The 16,943-nt window shown below is 60.9% G+C and carries 13 protein-coding genes; 4 read left to right on the plus strand and 9 right to left on the minus strand.

Translation table 11 applies throughout. From position 1 onward, the window contains the following. Positions 1–242: 242 nt before the first annotated feature. Genes FPT12_RS01540 through FPT12_RS01550 form a run of 3 tightly spaced genes read left to right on the plus strand, consistent with a single transcriptional unit; the run spans position 243 to position 3,224 of the window. Positions 243–2,366, plus strand: coding sequence for a bifunctional diguanylate cyclase/phosphodiesterase (locus FPT12_RS01540; RefSeq protein WP_145014332.1), 2,124 nt, complete (start codon positions 243–245; stop codon positions 2,364–2,366). A gap of 42 nt (positions 2,367–2,408) precedes the next feature. After that, positions 2,409–2,900, plus strand: a complete 492-nt coding sequence (locus FPT12_RS01545) for a M48 family metallopeptidase (protein WP_019694032.1) — start codon at positions 2,409–2,411, stop codon at positions 2,898–2,900. Positions 2,901–2,927: 27 nt separating this feature from the next. Beyond that, positions 2,928–3,224, plus strand: coding sequence for a helix-turn-helix domain-containing protein (locus FPT12_RS01550; protein WP_145014333.1), 297 nt, complete (start codon positions 2,928–2,930; stop codon positions 3,222–3,224). 40 nt (positions 3,225–3,264) lie between these two features. Here FPT12_RS01550 and FPT12_RS01555 read toward each other — a convergent pair whose 3' ends face one another. After that, positions 3,265–3,720 carry a GNAT family N-acetyltransferase gene (locus tag FPT12_RS01555; protein WP_145014334.1) on the minus strand — a complete coding sequence of 152 codons (456 nt, stop codon included), beginning with the start codon at positions 3,718–3,720 and terminating at the stop codon, positions 3,265–3,267. A 265-nt stretch (positions 3,721–3,985) separates the two neighbouring features. Here FPT12_RS01555 and FPT12_RS01560 point away from each other — a divergent pair, with 265 nt between their 5' ends. Beyond that, positions 3,986–4,723 (plus strand): ABC transporter substrate-binding protein, encoded by a 738-nt coding sequence (locus tag FPT12_RS01560; RefSeq protein ID WP_145014335.1) that lies wholly within the window; start codon positions 3,986–3,988, stop codon positions 4,721–4,723. Positions 4,724–4,780: 57 nt separating this feature from the next. Here FPT12_RS01560 and yccS read toward each other — a convergent pair whose 3' ends face one another. From yccS to betA, 8 genes are all read right to left on the minus strand, one after another. Beyond that, entirely contained in the window at positions 4,781–6,964 is a 2,184-nt protein-coding gene (gene yccS, locus FPT12_RS01565) for a YccS family putative transporter (RefSeq protein ID WP_145014336.1), read from the minus strand. Positions 6,965–7,100: 136 nt separating this feature from the next. Continuing rightward, positions 7,101–8,279 carry an NAD(P)/FAD-dependent oxidoreductase gene (locus FPT12_RS01570; RefSeq protein WP_145014337.1) on the minus strand — a complete coding sequence of 393 codons (1,179 nt, stop codon included), beginning with the start codon at positions 8,277–8,279 and terminating at the stop codon, positions 7,101–7,103. 134 nt (positions 8,280–8,413) lie between these two features. Next, positions 8,414–9,751, minus strand: coding sequence for an ATP-dependent RNA helicase DbpA (gene dbpA, locus FPT12_RS01580; protein WP_256676572.1), 1,338 nt, complete (start codon positions 9,749–9,751; stop codon positions 8,414–8,416). Positions 9,752–9,856: 105 nt separating this feature from the next. Further along, positions 9,857–11,284, minus strand: a complete 1,428-nt coding sequence (gene mdtD, locus FPT12_RS01585; RefSeq protein WP_145014340.1) for a multidrug transporter subunit MdtD — start codon at positions 11,282–11,284, stop codon at positions 9,857–9,859. A 60-nt stretch (positions 11,285–11,344) separates the two neighbouring features. Next, positions 11,345–12,682: a TldD/PmbA family protein gene (locus FPT12_RS01590; RefSeq protein WP_145014341.1), complete on the minus strand. Its 1,338-nt coding sequence runs from the start codon at positions 12,680–12,682 to the stop codon at positions 11,345–11,347. Beyond that, entirely contained in the window at positions 12,682–14,124 is a 1,443-nt protein-coding gene (locus FPT12_RS01595; RefSeq protein WP_145014342.1) for a TldD/PmbA family protein, read from the minus strand. Before FPT12_RS01595 ends, FPT12_RS01590 begins: the two co-directional genes overlap by 1 nt. A gap of 140 nt (positions 14,125–14,264) precedes the next feature. Continuing rightward, positions 14,265–14,960 (minus strand): RraA family protein, encoded by a 696-nt coding sequence (locus FPT12_RS01600; RefSeq protein WP_019694022.1) that lies wholly within the window; start codon positions 14,958–14,960, stop codon positions 14,265–14,267. 246 nt (positions 14,961–15,206) lie between these two features. After that, positions 15,207–16,910, minus strand: coding sequence for a choline dehydrogenase (gene betA / locus FPT12_RS01605; RefSeq protein WP_145014343.1), 1,704 nt, complete (start codon positions 16,908–16,910; stop codon positions 15,207–15,209). Positions 16,911–16,943 lie beyond the last annotated feature (33 nt).

Below are 16,943 nucleotides of genomic sequence, written 5' to 3' on the forward strand. Positions count from 1 at the left end.
GTAGAACGGGTACTTGTTAATGCCCGTCTGGCGGATAACTGGCGTCAATGCTCTGTCGAATGGCCACCTTTTCCGGTCTGGCTGACTCTGGCGCTGACCGTTAGTCGGAGTCTGGGGCTTTGCCATCGGTGATGGCGTGATGATACCTATTGCTTTGGCAGATCCCGGTCTAGAGTGGAGTCGAAGTATGTGTCCGGTTTTTTTCGACGGTACCGGCCTGACGTCACCAAAAGAGAAGCAGCATGGAATGCGCGCAACCCAAGCCAGTTGAAGGCCGCTCAGTTCTTCTAATCGTGGATGATTACCCTGAAAACCTGATCAGCATGCGTGCGTTGTTACAGCGCCAGGACTGGCAGGTCATGACCGCGGCTTCCGGCTTTGAAGCCTTGAGCCTGCTACTCGAACATGAAATCGACCTGGTGCTGCTCGATGTGCAGATGCCAGAGATGGACGGTTTTGAGGTGGCGCGTTTGATGCGCGGTAGTCAGCGTACGCGTTTGACCCCGATCATTTTCCTGACCGCCAACGAACAGTCCCAGGATGCGGTGATCAAGGGCTATGCCAGTGGCGCGGTGGATTATCTGTTCAAACCGTTTGACCCGCAAATCCTCAAACCCAAAGTCCAGACCCTGCTTGAACACCAGCGCAATCGCCGAGCCTTGCAGCGCTTGAGCCAGGATCTGGAAGCCGCTCGCGCCTTCAATGCCTCGGTGCTGGATAACGCCGCCGAAGGGATTCTGGTGGTGGGTGATGACGGTCTGATCCGCTTCGCTAACCCGGCGATGTCCCGCCTGCTCAATGCGACGGTCACCGAATTGCAAGGCGCGGAGTTTGTGGACTTCCTGCAAAAACCGCACGTGCCGGTGTGGGCTGACTCTGACATTTATGCCGGTTATCAACGGGGTGAGACCTGGCGCGTGCACGACGCAATCCTGCGCACCGCGCCGGGTCAGCAAGTGCCGGTGGCGCTGTCCTGTGCGCCATTGCCGTCCGAACAGCGAGCCATGGTGGTGACTGTGCTCGACATGTCGGTGGTCCGCCATCTGCATCAACAACTGGAGTTCCAGGCGGTCACAGACCCACTGACCGGGCTGCTCAATCGCCGTGGTTTTTACCAGACTGCGGAAAACCTGCTGTTGCGCGGTGAGCGTTCCGACAGTGTATGGGTGTTGTTGTACCTGGACCTCGATGGCTTCAAACGGGTCAACGATTCCTTGGGGCACGATGCCGGTGACCGAGTGCTGCGTTGGGTGTCCGAGCAGTTGAAAGCCTGTCTGCGGCCGTTCGACATTCTGGCGCGCATGGGCGGTGACGAGTTCACGGCGTTGCTCGATCTGGAGTTTCCCGAGCAAGCGGCGAAGATTGCCGAGAAGCTCATCGAGCGGATATCGATCTGTCAGCAGATTGAAGGGCTGGATGTGGTGCTCGGCGCGAGCATCGGCATTGCGACCTATCCCGATTGCGGCTCCAACCTTGATGGCTTGTTGCGCGCTTCAGACATCGCGATGTACGAGGCCAAGCGTGCCGGGCGTCAGCAATATCGCTTCTACGACCATGAAATGAACGGTCGTGCGCGCTCGCGGCTGATGCTCGAAGAAAGCGTGCGCACGGCCATCGAAAATCAGGATTTCAACCTGGTGTATCAACCCCAGGTGGCGATTGCCGACGGTCGCATTCGCGGGTTTGAAGCGTTGCTGCGCTGGCAGCATCCGAGTGTCGGCGATGTCCCGCCGGGGTTGTTTTTGCCGCTGCTGGAAGAGGCACGGCTGATCAGTCGCCTCGGTAGCTGGATATACCAGCACGCGGCCCAACAGCGAAAGGCCTGGGAAGGCCTGTTTGCCGAGGATCTGGTGCTCGCTGTGAGTTTGAGCAGCACCCAGTTCGGTATGCCGAATCTGGTCACCGAATTGCGTCAGGTGCTGGAGCGTCATGAGCTGCAGCCGTCTCAGCTGGAAGTTGAAATCACCGAAGATGCGTTGATACAAAATATTGATGAGTCACGTAAACAGCTGCGTCTGTTGCGTCACCTCGGGGTGCGGGTTGCGCTGGATGACTTTGGTTCGGGGCCGTGCTCGTTGGCACATTTACGCGATCTGGAGCTGGACACACTCAAGCTCGACCGGCACTTGATTGCCCGGATACCCGATTCGCCCCGGGATGCAGCGCTGGCGCGCAGCGTCATTGAGTTGTGCAAGCAATTCGGGATGCTGGTGATCGCCGAAGGTGTGGAGACCGTTGCGCAGTATCGATGGCTTGAGGCCAACGGTTGTCAGTATGTGCAAGGTTTCCTGGTGGCCAGGCCGCTGATGGCCGAGGATGCCGCTGGCTTTGCGCAGCCGTTTGACTGGAGCGCGCTGACCGCCTGAATTCGCTACACTGGCGGTCTTTCGTCACTCTGTTGTTGACCCATGACCGCGCTGAAGTACCTCCAGGCTTATCCCGCTGCCTTGCAAGATCAAGTGCGCCAGTTGATCGATCAGGATCGGCTGGGCGACTACCTGAGCCAGCGTTACCCGGACAAGCACGCGGTGCAGAGTGACAAGGCGCTGTACAGCTACGCGCTGGAGTTGAAACAGGAATACCTGCGCAATGCGCCAGCCATCGACAAGGTGCTGTTCGACAACCGCCTCGACCTGACCCACCGTGCCCTCGGCTTGCACACGGCGATCTCGCGGGTGCAGGGTGGCAAGCTCAAGGCCAAGAAAGAAATTCGCATCGCCTCGTTATTCAAGGACGCCGCACCGCAGTTCCTGAAAATGATCGTGGTGCATGAACTCGCACACTTCAAGGAGTCCGATCACAACAAGGCGTTCTACAAGCTGTGCGAGCATATGCTGCCGGGCTATCACCAGCTGGAGTTCGACTTGCGGGTGTATCTCACCTGGCGGGATATGCAATAGCAGATCTTTTAAACATGGAGCGGGTGAATGGACGTCAGCAAGACCAAGAGCAGCTTCTACCGCCGCCTGTACGTGGCGTACCTGATCGACAGCGGTCTGGCCAGCAATGTACCGGCGCTGACCGAAGTGACCGGTATGCCGCGGCGTACGGCTCAGGACACCATCGCCGCGTTGGCCGATCTGGATATCGTGTGCGAGTTCAAGCAGGAAGAGGGCGCGCGCAATCATGCCGGGCGTTATCGGATCCTGAGCTGGGGGGCGATTGATCCGCGCTGGATCGAACAGCATGTGCAGCAGATCAAAGCGGTGCTGGAGTATCCCTGACGGAGGTGCTTGATCGTTCCCACGCAGAGCATGGGAACGATCATTCGGGGCGACGCATCCCGATATGCGGAATGTCATCTTCCAGATATTCCTCACCCACCACCACAAACCCATACCGCCCGTAATACCCCTGCAAATGCGCCTGGGCCGACAGAAAGATCGGCACTTCAGGCCAGTATTTCTCAGCCTGTATCAACGCCTGACTCATCAACTCATGACCCAGGCCCTGGCCTCGCGCCTGTGGAGCAATCACCACTCGCCCAATCACCACGTCGCCGCCCTGTGAGATCGGGTCGAGCAAACGCAGGTAGGCCACCAGCCGATCACCGTCCCAAGCCATCAAATGGCAGGTGTCGCCGTCCAGATCCAGCCCATCGACTTCCTGATAGGCGCATTTCTGCTCGACGACGAACACCTCCGTGCGCAACTGCAAAATAGCGTACAGCTGTTCTTTACCCAGATCGCTGTGGTGTTTGCAGACCCAATCAATTGTCATCTTCACACTCCTTGAACAACGTCGCTTCGATACTAAGCGTCCCGTTACCGGATGTCTTGTGGCATAAAAAACTGTGAAAAAGGCCAAAATGCCATCATTCATTTCTCGCGACGTTGTCTTCTTTGTGTAATCTGATTTTCAGCGGTTTGTTGTGGCTTCAATGAGCTACTGTTAGGGCCGGGGTTGTGGCCGTGATTCGACACACCGCCCTTCGAGTTTTGGCTAAAAACACGCTGGGCTGCCCGCCCGCTAAGGATGTTTTAGCATGCCGCGATTGCATCGAGCTGTTGTTTTGATTGGATTGCTGTTGCTGGCCCAGAGCGCCACAGCGGAAAAACTGCGTCTGGTGGCCGATGCCTGGCCACCCTTTACCGATGCCACGCTGGTCAATGGCGGAGTGGCAACCGACATTGTCAGTACCGCGCTGGCGCGGGCGGGTTATGCCAGTGATTTCGAGCAGGTACCTTGGGCCAGGGCTTTGCTGGGTGTAGGCGAAGGGCGTTACGACGTGCTGGTCAATGCCTGGTTCAACGAAGAGCGAACCCACATCGGGCAGTTTTCCAGTGAGTATCTGCTCAATCGGATACGTTTCCTCAAGCGTAAAGACACGCCGATCGAATACAACAACTTGCAGCAACTGCACACCTATCCGGTTGCTGTGGTGCGCGGCTACGCCTATTCGCCCGAGTTTGACGGCGACATTGCCTTGCAGAAAGTTCAGGTGCACAGCTTCCCCATGGCGGTACGCATGCTCGCCGCTGACCGGGTGAAGCTGACTCTGGAAGATGAATACGTCGCCCGTTATTACCTGGCGCGCGAATCACCCAAGGTGCGCAATGCCGTGGAGTTTCTGCCCAACCCTCTGAGCGAAAACAGCCTGCACATTCTGGTCAGCCTGAAGCACCCCGACCATGAGCAGATTGTTGCCGGATTCGACCGCGAGATTGCAGCGATGAAGGCTGATGGCAGCTATGAGCGATTGCTCAGGCAGCATGGGATGTGACGTCTGCTGTTGTGGCGAGGGAGCAAGCTCGCTCGCCCCAGGGGCGCGCGCATACTCTCAATCCTCGCTCGTATCCTTGATCAAATGCGCCGCCAACGTTCTTAACGGTCCCAATTGCCGGCAGATCAACCCCAGTTGTGTTTGCACCAGCCGCTGACCTTCATCGATCTCGTCAGGCATTTGTTCGAGCTCGGCGGCCAGGGCTTCTTCGTCGTCGCTCTGAATCGCAATCGGCGATTTGCTCGCCAACCCTTGGGCAATTTCGTCGATGCTGGTCGCCAGGCTAACGCCGGCACCGTTGATCAACTGTTCCCGAATGTCAGTGGGTAGCTGGATTTCGCGGTGGGCGCCGAGGCCCGAGAGGTAGCTGAGCAAGGTGTGGGAAAGCACCAGGAAACGGAAACCGACGTCGGCCTCCTTACGGAAATGCCCCGGCTCCATGAGCATGTTGGCCAAGGTGGTCGACAGCGCCGCATCGGCGTTGTGGGCGTTGCGTCGAGCCAGCCGATAGGCCAGGTCATCACGTTTGCCGACAGCGTATTGCTGCATGATCTGGCGCAGGTAAATGCTGTTGCAGGTGAGGGTGTTGGCCAGCACTTTGTTCAGCCGTCGACCTTGCCAGTCCGGCAGGAACAGCAGCACCGCCAGCCCCGCAATCAGGCCGCCGAGCAAGGTGTCGAGCAGCCTTGGCAGGAACAGCCCGTAGCCGTCGCCGACCTGGTTGAAGCAGAACAGGATCATCAAGGTGATTGCCGCAGTCGCCAGCGTGTAGCGGGTGGTGCGGTTGATAAAGAACACCACGCCGGCGGCAATCGCGAAGCTCGACTGCACCAGTGGGTTGGGGAACAGATCGAACAACGCCCAGGCCAGGGTCAGGCCGATCGCCGTGCCAAGGATCCGCTGACCGAGTTTGCGCCGAGTGGCGCCATAGTTCGGTTGGCAGACAAACAGTGTGGTGAGGATGATCCAATAGCCCTGCGATGGGTGGATCAAATGCACCATGCCATAGCCGACGGTCAGGGCCAGAGGCAAACGCAGGGCATGCCGGAACAACAACGAGGTCGGCGTCAGCTGCGTGCGCAGGCGCGTCCAGACGTCCTTGAGGTTGCGCGGTGAACGGTCGAGCAGGCTGCTGTCGCTGGCGTCGGCCAGGCTGTCGGGGTTACTCGCGTCGCTGAGCAAGCGGTCAAGGGTGCCGAGGTTGGCTGCCAGTGCGCGCAATGAGCGCAGCAAACCGCGCCAGGCCGGGTTGCTCTGGATGCGCAAGTGTTCGAGGGAGGCGTGCAGGTCGCTCAGGGCTTCGGCAAAGCTGTCGTCATAGACGAACGGCTGGCGCATCTGGATCGACTCGGCCAATGCCCGGCAGGCTTTGCCTTGCTGGCGCAGCAGGCGTTGGCAGCGAAACAGTACGTCGCTATGGAAAAAGGCCTCGGCCAGGGCGTTGTACGGATAGTGCGAAGAACTGGCGCGTTCGTGGATGTCCTGGGCGAGGAAATACAGCTTCAGGTAACGACTGACTTTCGACCCCGGCCGACCGTTGCCGACCCGGTGCAGGATGATTTCCTTGGCAGCGTTGAGCGCCGCGACCACGCGACCATTCTGCTGCGCCAGTTCCAGTCGCCGGGCTTCGACGTCCATCTGACGGATCGGCTCGAACAGCGATGATTTGAGCTTCAGGTAAAACCCCAGCTCGCGAAACAACCGCGCCAGGCTCTGTTGCACCGGCTGGTTGGAAAACAGTGCCTGCCACAGCACCGAGAGCAAGCCATACCAGGCGGCGCCGGCCACCAGCAGCACCGGTTCATGCCAGAAATCGGTGACTGCGCCGCCGCGCTGGTCGACACCAATCATGGTGTACACCGACAGAATCAACGTCGCCGAGGCAATTGCGCCATAGCGTTCGCCCAAGGCCCCCAGCATGGTCAGGCCGAAACTGGCCAGAGCCAGGGCGAACACGAAAATGTACGGATAGGGGAATAGCAGCTCGACCGAGAACGCGGCAACGCTGAAGCACACCAGCGTCACGGCCAGCGCATTGAGACGGCCCTGCCAACTGTCGTCGGTCTCGGCCAGGGCGCTGGCGATAATCCCCAGGAACAGCGGGATCAGCAGGCCCATTTCATTTTGATACCAACACAGCGCCATGGTGCCGGTCAGGGCGATGAACACCCGCACGCTGTAGCTGAATTTATCCAGCGCCCAAAGGCGACGCAGAGTCTGACGAAACGAGGTCGATGGCATGACGTGCGGAGGCCTTCCGGGGCAATGCAGCTAAATTGAGCCAGTAATGACGACGACGCAATGGCGCCGATCACATCTGACAGCAAAAACTGTTCCTAAGGAGATCCACACAAAACAAAATGTGTACGACTTTGGATCAGACGTACTGCGCCGCCGCATAACCCGAGGCCCAGGCCCATTGGAAGTTGAAACCACCCAGGTGACCGGTGACGTCCAGCACTTCGCCGATGAAGTACAGGCCAGGGCTTTTCAGCGATTCCATGGTTTTGGACGAGACTTCGTGAGTGTCGACGCCGCCGAGCGTGACTTCGGCAGTGCGATAGCCTTCGGTGCCGGCCGGGACCAGTGTCCAGCTCGCCAGTTTGGCAGCGATATCGGCCAGCTCCGCATGGGTGTACTGCTTCATCGGCTTGGAGACGAACCAGTTGTCGGCCAGCAGGTTGGCCATCTTCTTGGTGAAAATCTCGCCGAGCAGGGTTTTCAGTTCGCTGTTCGGGCGCTCGGCTTGCTGCTGTTGCAGCCAGCTCGGCACGTCGTGGTCGGGCATCAGATTGATTTCGACTGCGTCACCGGATTGCCAGAATGACGAAATCTGCAAAATCGCCGGGCCGCTAAGGCCGCGGTGGGTGAACAGGATGTTCTCGCGAAAGCTCTGATCGTTGCAGCTCACCAGGCAATCCACCGACGTACCGGACAGCTCGGTGCACAGCTCTTTGAGCTGGTCGGTGATGGTGAACGGCACCAGGCCGGCACGGGTCGGCAGCAACTGGTGGCCGAACTGCTTGGCCACCTGATAACCGAAACCGGTCGCGCCCAGGGTCGGAATCGACAGGCCGCCGGTGGCGATCACCAGCGACTCGCAGGTCAACTGGCCCAACGTGGTTTCCAGCAGGTAACCGCTTTCGAGTTTCTCGATCTGCTGGATCGACGTGTCGAGGTGCAGGCTGACGCCGACCTGATCGCACTCGTCGAGGAGCATGCCGAGGATGTCGCTGGATTTGTTATCGCAGAACAGCTGGCCGAGCTTTTTCTCGTGGTACGGCACGCCGTGCTTGGCCACCATCCCGATGAAATCCCATTGGGTGTAGCGCGCCAGCGCGGATTTGCAGAAATGCGCGTTTTGCGAGAGAAAATTGCTCGGCTCGGTGTACATGTTGGTGAAATTGCAGCGGCCACCACCGGACATGAGGATTTTCTTGCCGGCCTTGTTTGCGTGGTCGAGCAACATCACTTTGCGCCCGCGCCCGGCGGCAGTCAGCGCACACATCAACCCAGCGGCGCCAGCGCCAATGATCACGACTTCGGTAGAGCGCAAAACGGTGTCCTCACATAGTACTCAGATCGTTCCCACGCTCTGCGTGGGAATGCCGCCATGGACGCTCTGCGTCCTCTTTGTGACGCGGAGCGTCACGGGATGCATTCCCACGCAGAGCGTGGGAACGATCAGGATCAGAGAATACGTACGCGCAGCGAGCGGCCTTTGATCTTGCCGTCGTTCAGGCGCTGCAAGGCTTGCTTGGCGATCCCGCGCTCCACGGCGACATAGGCCTGGTAGTCGAAGATCGCGATCTTGCCGACCTGGGCGCCTGGAACGCCGGCGTCGCCGGTCAGTGCGCCAAGGATGTCACCCGGGCGAACCTTGTCTTTACGGCCAGCACCAATGCACAGGGTGCTCATGGCCGGCAGCAGCGGCGCGCCGCCCTGTGAGGTCAGGCTGTCCAGTTGATCCCAGCTCAGCGGCGACTTCTGCAGTTGCTCGATGGCTTGGGCGCGATGGGCTTCGGACGGCGCTACCAGGCTGATGGCGATGCCTTTCTCACCGGCACGACCGGTACGGCCAACGCGGTGGATGTGGATTTCCGAGTCGCGGGCCAGTTCGACGTTGACCACCATGTCCAACGCATCGATGTCCAGACCACGGGCGGCGACGTCGGTGGCGACCAATACCGAGGTGCTGCGGTTGGCGAACATTGCCAGGACCTGGTCGCGATCACGCTGTTCCAGGTCACCGTGCAGGCCAACGGCCGAGATGCCTTTGGCGGTCAGGTGGTCGACGGTTTCCTGCACTTGCTGCTTGGTGAAGCAGAAAGCGACGGTGGATTGCGGGCGGTAATGGGCGAGGACCTTGACCACCGCGTCCATGCGTTCTTCCGGCGAAATCTCGAAGAAGCGCTGTTCGATCTGCGTGTCGTCGTGGAACGCCTCGGCTTTCACTTGCTGCGGGTTACGCATGAACTTCGATGCCAACTGCTTGATGCTCACCGGGTAAGTGGCGGAGAACAGCAGGGTCTGGCGACGCTCAGGGCACTGGGCAATGATTTCTTCGATGGAATCGTAGAAACCCATGTCGAGCATGCGGTCGGCTTCGTCGAGGATCAGCGTGTTCAGGCCGTGGAGCACCAGCGAACCCTTGCGCAGGTGCTGCTGGATGCGCCCCGGAGTGCCAACGATGATGTGCGCGCCGTGCTCCAGCGAGCCGATCTGCGGGCCAAAGGACACGCCGCCACACAGGGTCAGGACCTTGATGTTGTCTTCGGCGCGGGCCAGACGACGGATTTCCTTGGCAACCTGGTCAGCCAGCTCGCGAGTCGGGCAGATTACCAACGCCTGGCAGCCAAAGAAGCGCGGATTGATCGGGTTCAGCAGGCCGATACCGAAGGCGGCGGTTTTGCCGCTGCCGGTCTTGGCCTGGGCGATCAGGTCCATCCCCTTGAGGATCACCGGCAAGCTTTGCGCCTGGATCGGCGTCATCTGGGCATAACCGAGGGAGTCGAGGTTAGCCAGCATGGCGGCGGACAGCGGCAAAGTATTAAAAGCGGTGGCGATGGTGGTCACGGGACTGGCCTGCAAAACAAAATGTCGCGCAGTGTACCAGCCCTGTGGCCATTCGCCCTAAGGCTCTATGTGTTCTTCCGGACGCTTGACGCGCCGTCCGTCTTCTCTCGACAGTTGCGAGAAGATCGTCGCGGCGAGCATTGCCATGATGCCGACGGTCACAAAGGTCAGCTGGAACGCGCCCAACACCGTGTTCACGCCATCATTGCCGACCTCTGCCGTGAAGCCGCCCAGCAGGGCGCCGGCGCAGGCAACGCCGAGACTCAGCGACAACTGCGCGACCACTGACAGCAGGCTGTTGCCGCTGCTGGCGCTGGCGTCGTCGAGGTCGATCAGGGTCACGGTGTTCATCGCCGTGAACTGTAAGGAGTTGATCGCCCCGAGTATCGCCAACTGCACCAGCAGCAACCAATAAGGCGTCTGCTCGCTGACCAGCCCCATGCTCGCCAGCATGATCCCCAGCGCCAGGGTGTTGCCGGTGAGCACGATGCGATAACCCAGGCGCTCGATCAGCGGTCGCGCGATCGACTTGGCAAACATCGCCGCCGCGGCCAGCGGCAACATGCTCATCCCCGCCAGGGAGGGCGAGTAGCCCAAGGCAACCTGTAGCAGCAACGGCACCAGAAACGGCAGGGCGCCGCTGCCGAGCCGGGCGAACAGGTTGCCGAGAATCCCCACGGCAAAGGTCCGGGTCTTGAACAGTGCGGGTGCGAACAGCGGATTGTCGATATGCCCGGCCCGCAGCCAATAAGCCGCCAGGCACGCCATACCGCCAAACAGCAGCAACATCACCCGCAGGTGCGGCAGGTGCAACTCGCCCAGGCCCTCCATGGCAATGGTGATCAGCACCATCGCCGCGCCGAACAGCAGGAAACCCAAGCCATCGAAGCGCGTTCGCTCACTGCCGCGCAGGTCCGGGATGAACTTCCAGACCGCGTAGCAACCGACCAGCCCGACCGGCAGGTTGATCAGGAAGATCCAGTGCCAGGTCAGGTATTGCACCATCCAGCCGCCCATGGTCGGACCGATCAACGGCCCGAGCAGGCCGGGAATGGTGATGAAGCCCAAGATCCGCACCAGCTCCGAACGCGGGTAAGCGCGCAGCACCACCAGTCGCCCGACCGGTAGCATCAATGCGCCGCCCAGCCCCTGAATCACCCGGGCGCCGACCAGCATGGTCAAGGTGCTGGAGAGCGCACAGAGTAAGGAACCGAGGCTGAACAAGAGGATCGCACCGAAGAAGATTTTCTTGGTGCCGAAGCGGTCGGCGATCCAGCCCGACGCCGGAATCAGCAAGGCGACCGTGAGCATGTAGGCGATGATCACACCCTGCATGCGCAGCGGGTCTTCGGCCAGGTCACGGGCCATGGCGGGCAGGGCGGTGTTGAGGATGGTCCCGTCGAGGGACTGCATGAAAAACGCAATCGCCACCACCCAGGGGACCCAGCGGGCGGTGATGGCATCAAGAGTCGGACGGTTGGGCATGGGACCTCGTGTTTTGGAGATGATCGTTCCCACTCTCTGCGTGGGAGCGATCAATTGTGTTTACAGGGTCAACGTCAGGCGGCTGACCAGCGCTCCCGGCAACACCGCCGAGGCCGTGGCCCGTTGGCTGTAGGTGCTGGGCGACAAAATCAGCTCACGCTCACGGGTCAACGCTTCCAGCTGCGTACCGAGCAGGCTGTAGGCGCTGTCATCGAAGCGCATGGTACTGACCGGTGCCTGAATCTCGCCGTTTTCGACCCAGAAGGTCGCGAAACGGGTCATGCCGGTCAAGCGTGCGGCCGGTTGGTCCGAGTAATTCAGGTACCACAGGTTGCTGATGTACAGACCGGTGCCGAGCTGTTTGAGAATCTCGGCTTCAGGCAATACACCGGCGGCCATGTTCAAGGCGCTTGGCGACTCGCCGCCACCGGCACCGTTGGCGGTCAGGCCGTATTCGGCGGCGCTGCGCGAACCCACCAGCCGTTCGCCAGCCTTGCCCGCAACAATCAACCCGAGATCGCTGCGCGGGTAGCCTTCGCCGGAAAACGCCGGGCTCAGGGAACCACTGACTTTTTCATCCAGCGAGAGCAAGGGGCTGAAGGCGCTATCACCGGCGTAGAGTTTTTGCAGCGGGCTGCTTTTGCTGGCAATCGACTGCGCGGAGAAACCACCCCAGCAGAGCATGCCGACGATCTCTTCCAGCGCGGCCGGCGCCAGATAGGCGCGGTACTGACCCGGCGCCAACGTGCGCAGTGGCCGCCCCAGGAACTCCAGTTGCTCGCGAGCTTGCTGGAAGCGTTTGGCGAAACCTTCGCTGTTCCAGTCGTGCCCGGCGTAGCTGGCTTTCACCGCTTGGCCGTTGGCATGGAACAGGCTGAAATCGAAATTGAAGCTGTTGGCCTGATGCCAGCCAAAGGCGCCGGACGAACTGGCGAAACCCCGGCTGACAGGCCCGGCGGCGTAGAAGCCGACCAGATCGAGACCTTCGGCGGCGCGGGCGATTTCGGCAACCACCTGCTCGGTGTCCGGCAACGGGTGATCCTGCACGTTTTTGCTCTGCCAGCTCTCGTGGTTGAGCAGCAGATACGGATCCTGCGGCAACAACGGCAGGGTCTCGCGCAGTTGTTGCAGACCTTCGGCCAGACGCTGAAGGTCGACCTCGGGATCACCGGCGAGGGTGATGCTGAGGTCCGCGTGCCGACCGTCATTGATCAGTTTGAAACCGACACTGGCCTGCTGGACCTGGCCAGCCTGACGCACCTTGGCGTGGTTGAAGCGCACAAACGCCGACGATTCAGCGGCGTAGCTCAGGGTGAACTGCTCAGGCTCGCGCACCGCGCTGCGCAACCAGGCCACCAGTCCTTTGAATTGCTCGACCTGACTCAATGCCGTGCTCATCAGGCGTCTCCTCCAAACACGTCAATGTTGCTGAACACGCAGGCCGGCGAAGCGTGGCCGACGCGGATCACCTGATTCGGTTCGCCCTTGCCGCAGTTCGGCGTGCCCAGCACCTTGAAGGTGCCGACGTCGCCAACGGCGCTGAGGTTGCGCCAGAACTGCGCAGAAATTCCCCGGTAGTTCGGGTTTTTCACCACGCCTTTGAGTTCGCCGTTTTCAATCAACTGACCCCATTCGCAGCCGAACTGGAATTTATTCCGTGCGTCGTCAATTGACCATGAGCGGTTAGTCGACATCAGCACGCCGTGTTCAATGCCACTGATTAGCTGTTCGAGCGACTGGTCGCCGGGCTCGATGTTGAGGTTGGCCATGCGGTCGATGGGCGGACGGTTCCAGCCGCAGGCGCGGCTGTTGGCGACGCCGTCGAGACCTGCACGAAATTGCGACAGCGCACCACCCAGCGGACGAATCAACAAGCCTTCGTGGATCAGGAATTGTTTGCTCGCCGCCGTGCCATCGTCATCATGACCATAGCTGGCGAGTTGCTCGGGAATGTCCGGGTCGAAGGTCACGTTGAGCAGTTCGGAGCCGTATTGCAGGCTGCCGAAATCGCTGGTTTTGACGAAGCTGGTGCCGGCGTAGTTGCGCTCGTCGCCGAGGATGCGGTCCAGTTCCAGCGGGTGACCGATGGACTCGTGGATCTGCAGCATCATCTGGTCCGGCATCAGCAGCAGGTCGCGTTTGCCTTGCGGGGTGTTGGGGGCCAGCAGCAATTGCAGCGCCTGGTCGGCGACGTGCGGGCCGGCGCCGATCAGGCCGCAGCGGCTGATTACGTCTGCGCCGCCTTGCTGGCCGAAGTTTTCGCGGCCCAGGCTGCGGGTCTGGCTGTCGTTACCGTTGTAGGCGGTGACATCCAGTCCTGGGTAGACGAAGCGTTGCGCTTGACGCAGTTCGGCGCCGGCACTGTTGAGGTAGATCTGCTCGACATGGGTGATGCCGATGCTGACCTGCCAGTTCACCAGTCGCTCGTCCTTGGGCACGGCGGCGGATTCGGCGCCGAGCAGTTGGTAGCAATCGCTGAGGGACGGGAAGGGTTGTTCCAGATTCGGTGAAAGGTAATCGGCGCGCTCGCTGGAAACCGTTTGCTGGCGCAGGTCGAGCAGGGCGTGGGCGGCAATCGAGCGAGCCTGTCGTTCGGCGCGGTCGAGGGCGGCTTGCAGGCCTGATGGCGACAGGTCGTTGGTCGCGGCATAGGCTTCGACGCCATTGACCCGTGCAGTCAGCATCGCCCCTTCGTCACGGCTCAGGCTTGGAGGCTCGGCAACGTTTTTGCGTACCGACAGGTACTGACCCGATTCGCGCACATAGCGCAGCGAAAAAAACTCGGCGCCCGTGCGCAAGGCAGCGAAACGCTGCTTGAGCTGGGGGTGGAAATCGAACATGCGGGGACCTCCCTATTTAGATCGTTCCCACGCTCTGCGTGGGAATGCAGCCAGTGACGCTCCGCGTCACAGATCACGAGCGGACGCTGAGCGTCCATTGATGCATTCCCACGCGGAGCATGGGAACGATCATCGGTCAGTTAAACCGGGCATCCCTTGGCGCGCAGGATGGCGTCAAACCGATCCGGGTCCAGCGTTCCGGCTTCGATAGCCGCCAGCGTAGCCTTTTCTCGGGCCAGCAGGTCGTGGCAACGCACCAGCAGTTCCGGCAGTTCGCTGCGCGATGCAGCCACCACGCCGTCACCGTCGCCAATCATCAGGTCTCCAGGGGCAACCAGCATGCCGGCGCAGGAAATCGGTACGTTGATTTCGCCGCCACCGTCGGTGCTCGGGCCACGGTGTACGCCGCCGATGGCGTAGGCCGGCAGTTCACCGGTTTGCCACTCGTCGAGGTCACGCAGGGCGCCGTTGATCACCACGCCGACGATCCCGGCCTTGAGGGCCATGGCGCGCATGATGCCGCCGAACACGGCGCGGGTCAGGTCGGCACTGCCGTCGATCACCAGCACGTCACCCGGGCGGGCCATCTGCATGGCTTTGAGGATCATCAGGTTGTCGCCGGGACGCACGCGAACCGTCAGGGCACTGCCGAGCATCGGCGCATTGCCGTGGAAGGCTTTCAAACCCAGGCCACCGACGTTGCGACCCAGACAGTCGCTGACGGCCGCTGCGGGGATCTTGCTGAATTCCTTCAGCCACTTCGGATCGAGGGGTTCTACGTTGGGATTGATCAGGTAGCCGGTGGGCCATTTGCTCGAAGACACGACATCAAACATGAGTAAGCCTCGTGGCCAGCCAAGTGGCGGCTTGTCGATGGGGGGCGGGGGGTGAAACGTTTGCGCGGTGACTAGAGTAGGCCTGCGCGGGGGCTAGGATCAAGGGTGAAAGGGGGAAGGGGGTGAAGTGATCGTTCCCACGCTCCCGCGTGGGAATGCCGCCATGGACGCTCTGCGTCCGCCGGTGACGCAGAGCGTCACGGGATGCATTCCCACGCAGAGCGTGGGAACGATCTGGGAACTCGATTACTGCGCCGTAGGGCCCACTTCACGCAACGGCTTGCCACGTACCGGGGCGTCGCCCGCGACGTAGTACTTGGCCTTGCTGCGAGGCAGTGGCTGACGACCACGGATCTTGTCGGCGATTTTCTCGGCGATCATGATCGTTGGTGCGTTCAGGTTACCGGTGGTGATCAGCGGCATGATCGAGGCATCGACTACGCGCAGGCCTTGCATCCCGTGGACGCGACCCTGGCCATCGACCACAGCCATTTCGTCGGTGCCCATTTTGCACGAGCAGGACGGGTGGAACGCGGTTTCGGCGTGTTCACGGATGAACTTGTCGAGCTGCTCATCGGTTTGCACCTCGATGCCTGGGCTCAGCTCGCGACCACGGAACGCGTCGAGTGCCGGCTGCTGCATGATTTCACGGGTCAGGCGGATGCCATCGCGAAATTCCTGCCAGTCTTGCTCGGTGGCCATGTAGTTGAACAGGATGCTCGGGTGCTGGCGCGGATCCTTGGACTTGACCTGGATGCGGCCACGGCTTGGCGAACGCATGGAACCCATGTGCGCCTGGAAGCCGTGCTCTTTCACACCGTTGCTGCCGTTGTAGTTAATCGCCACCGGCAGGAAGTGGTACTGAATGTTCGGCCATTCGAAGTCCGGACGCGTACGGATAAAACCGCCAGCTTCGAACTGGTTGCTGGCGCCGATACCGGTGCCATTGAACAACCACTCGGCGCCAATGGCCGGCTGGTTGTACCAGAGCAGCGACGGGTACAGCGAAACCGGCTGGGTGCACGCGTATTGCAGGTACAGCTCCAGGTGGTCCTGCAGGTTCTCGCCGACGCCTGGCAGATCGTGAACCACCGGAATGTCGAGGCTCTTGAGCAGCTTGGCCGGGCCGACGCCGGAGCGTTGGAGGATTTGCGGCGAAGCAATCGCGCCGCTGCACAGCAACACTTCTTTGCGTGCACGGGCTTCAACCGGCTCTTCGGCGCTGCCCACCAGGTAACGTACGCCGACTGCACGCTTGCCTTCGAACAGAATCTTGTCGGTCAGGGCGTGGGTGACGATGTTCAGGGTCGAACGCTTTTTGGCGATGTCCAGGTAGCCGCGTGCGGTGCTGGAGCGACGGCCTTTAGGCGTCACGGTACGGTCCATCGGGCCGAAACCTTCCTGCTGGTAACCGTTCAGGTCGGAAGTCGCGGGGTAACCGGCCTGCACGCCTGCTTCAACCATCGCGTGGAACAGCGGGTTGTTGCCGGCTTTAGGCGTGGTCACGCTGACCGGGCCTTCGCCACCGTGGTAGTCGTTCGGGCCGATGTCGCGGGTTTCCGCTTTGCGGAAATACGGCAGGCAGTCCAGGTAGCTCCAGTCTTCCAGGCCAGGGTTTTTCGCCCAGCCGTCGTAGTCCATGGCGTTACCGCGGATGTAGCACATGCCGTTGATCAGCGAAGAACCGCCGAGGCCCTTGCCGCGACCGCATTCCATCCGGCGGCCGTCCATGTGTGGCTCTGGATCGGTCTCGTAGGCCCAGTTGTAGCGACGGCCTTGCAGCGGGAACGCCAGTGCCGCAGGCATTTGCGTGCGGAAGTCGAAACGGTAGTCCGGGCCACCGGCTTCGAGCAGCAGGACGGTGACGCCTTGGTCTTCAGTCAGACGGGTCGCCAGGGTGTTACCGGCAGAGCCGGCCCCGATGATGATGTAGTCATACTCTGTGGTCATGAGATCTCCGGGAGCTGCAAGCTTCAAGCTTCA

It is taken from the genome of Pseudomonas sp. H3(2019) (assembly GCF_007713465.1).
In the GTDB taxonomy this organism is placed as follows: domain Bacteria; phylum Pseudomonadota; class Gammaproteobacteria; order Pseudomonadales; family Pseudomonadaceae; genus Aquipseudomonas.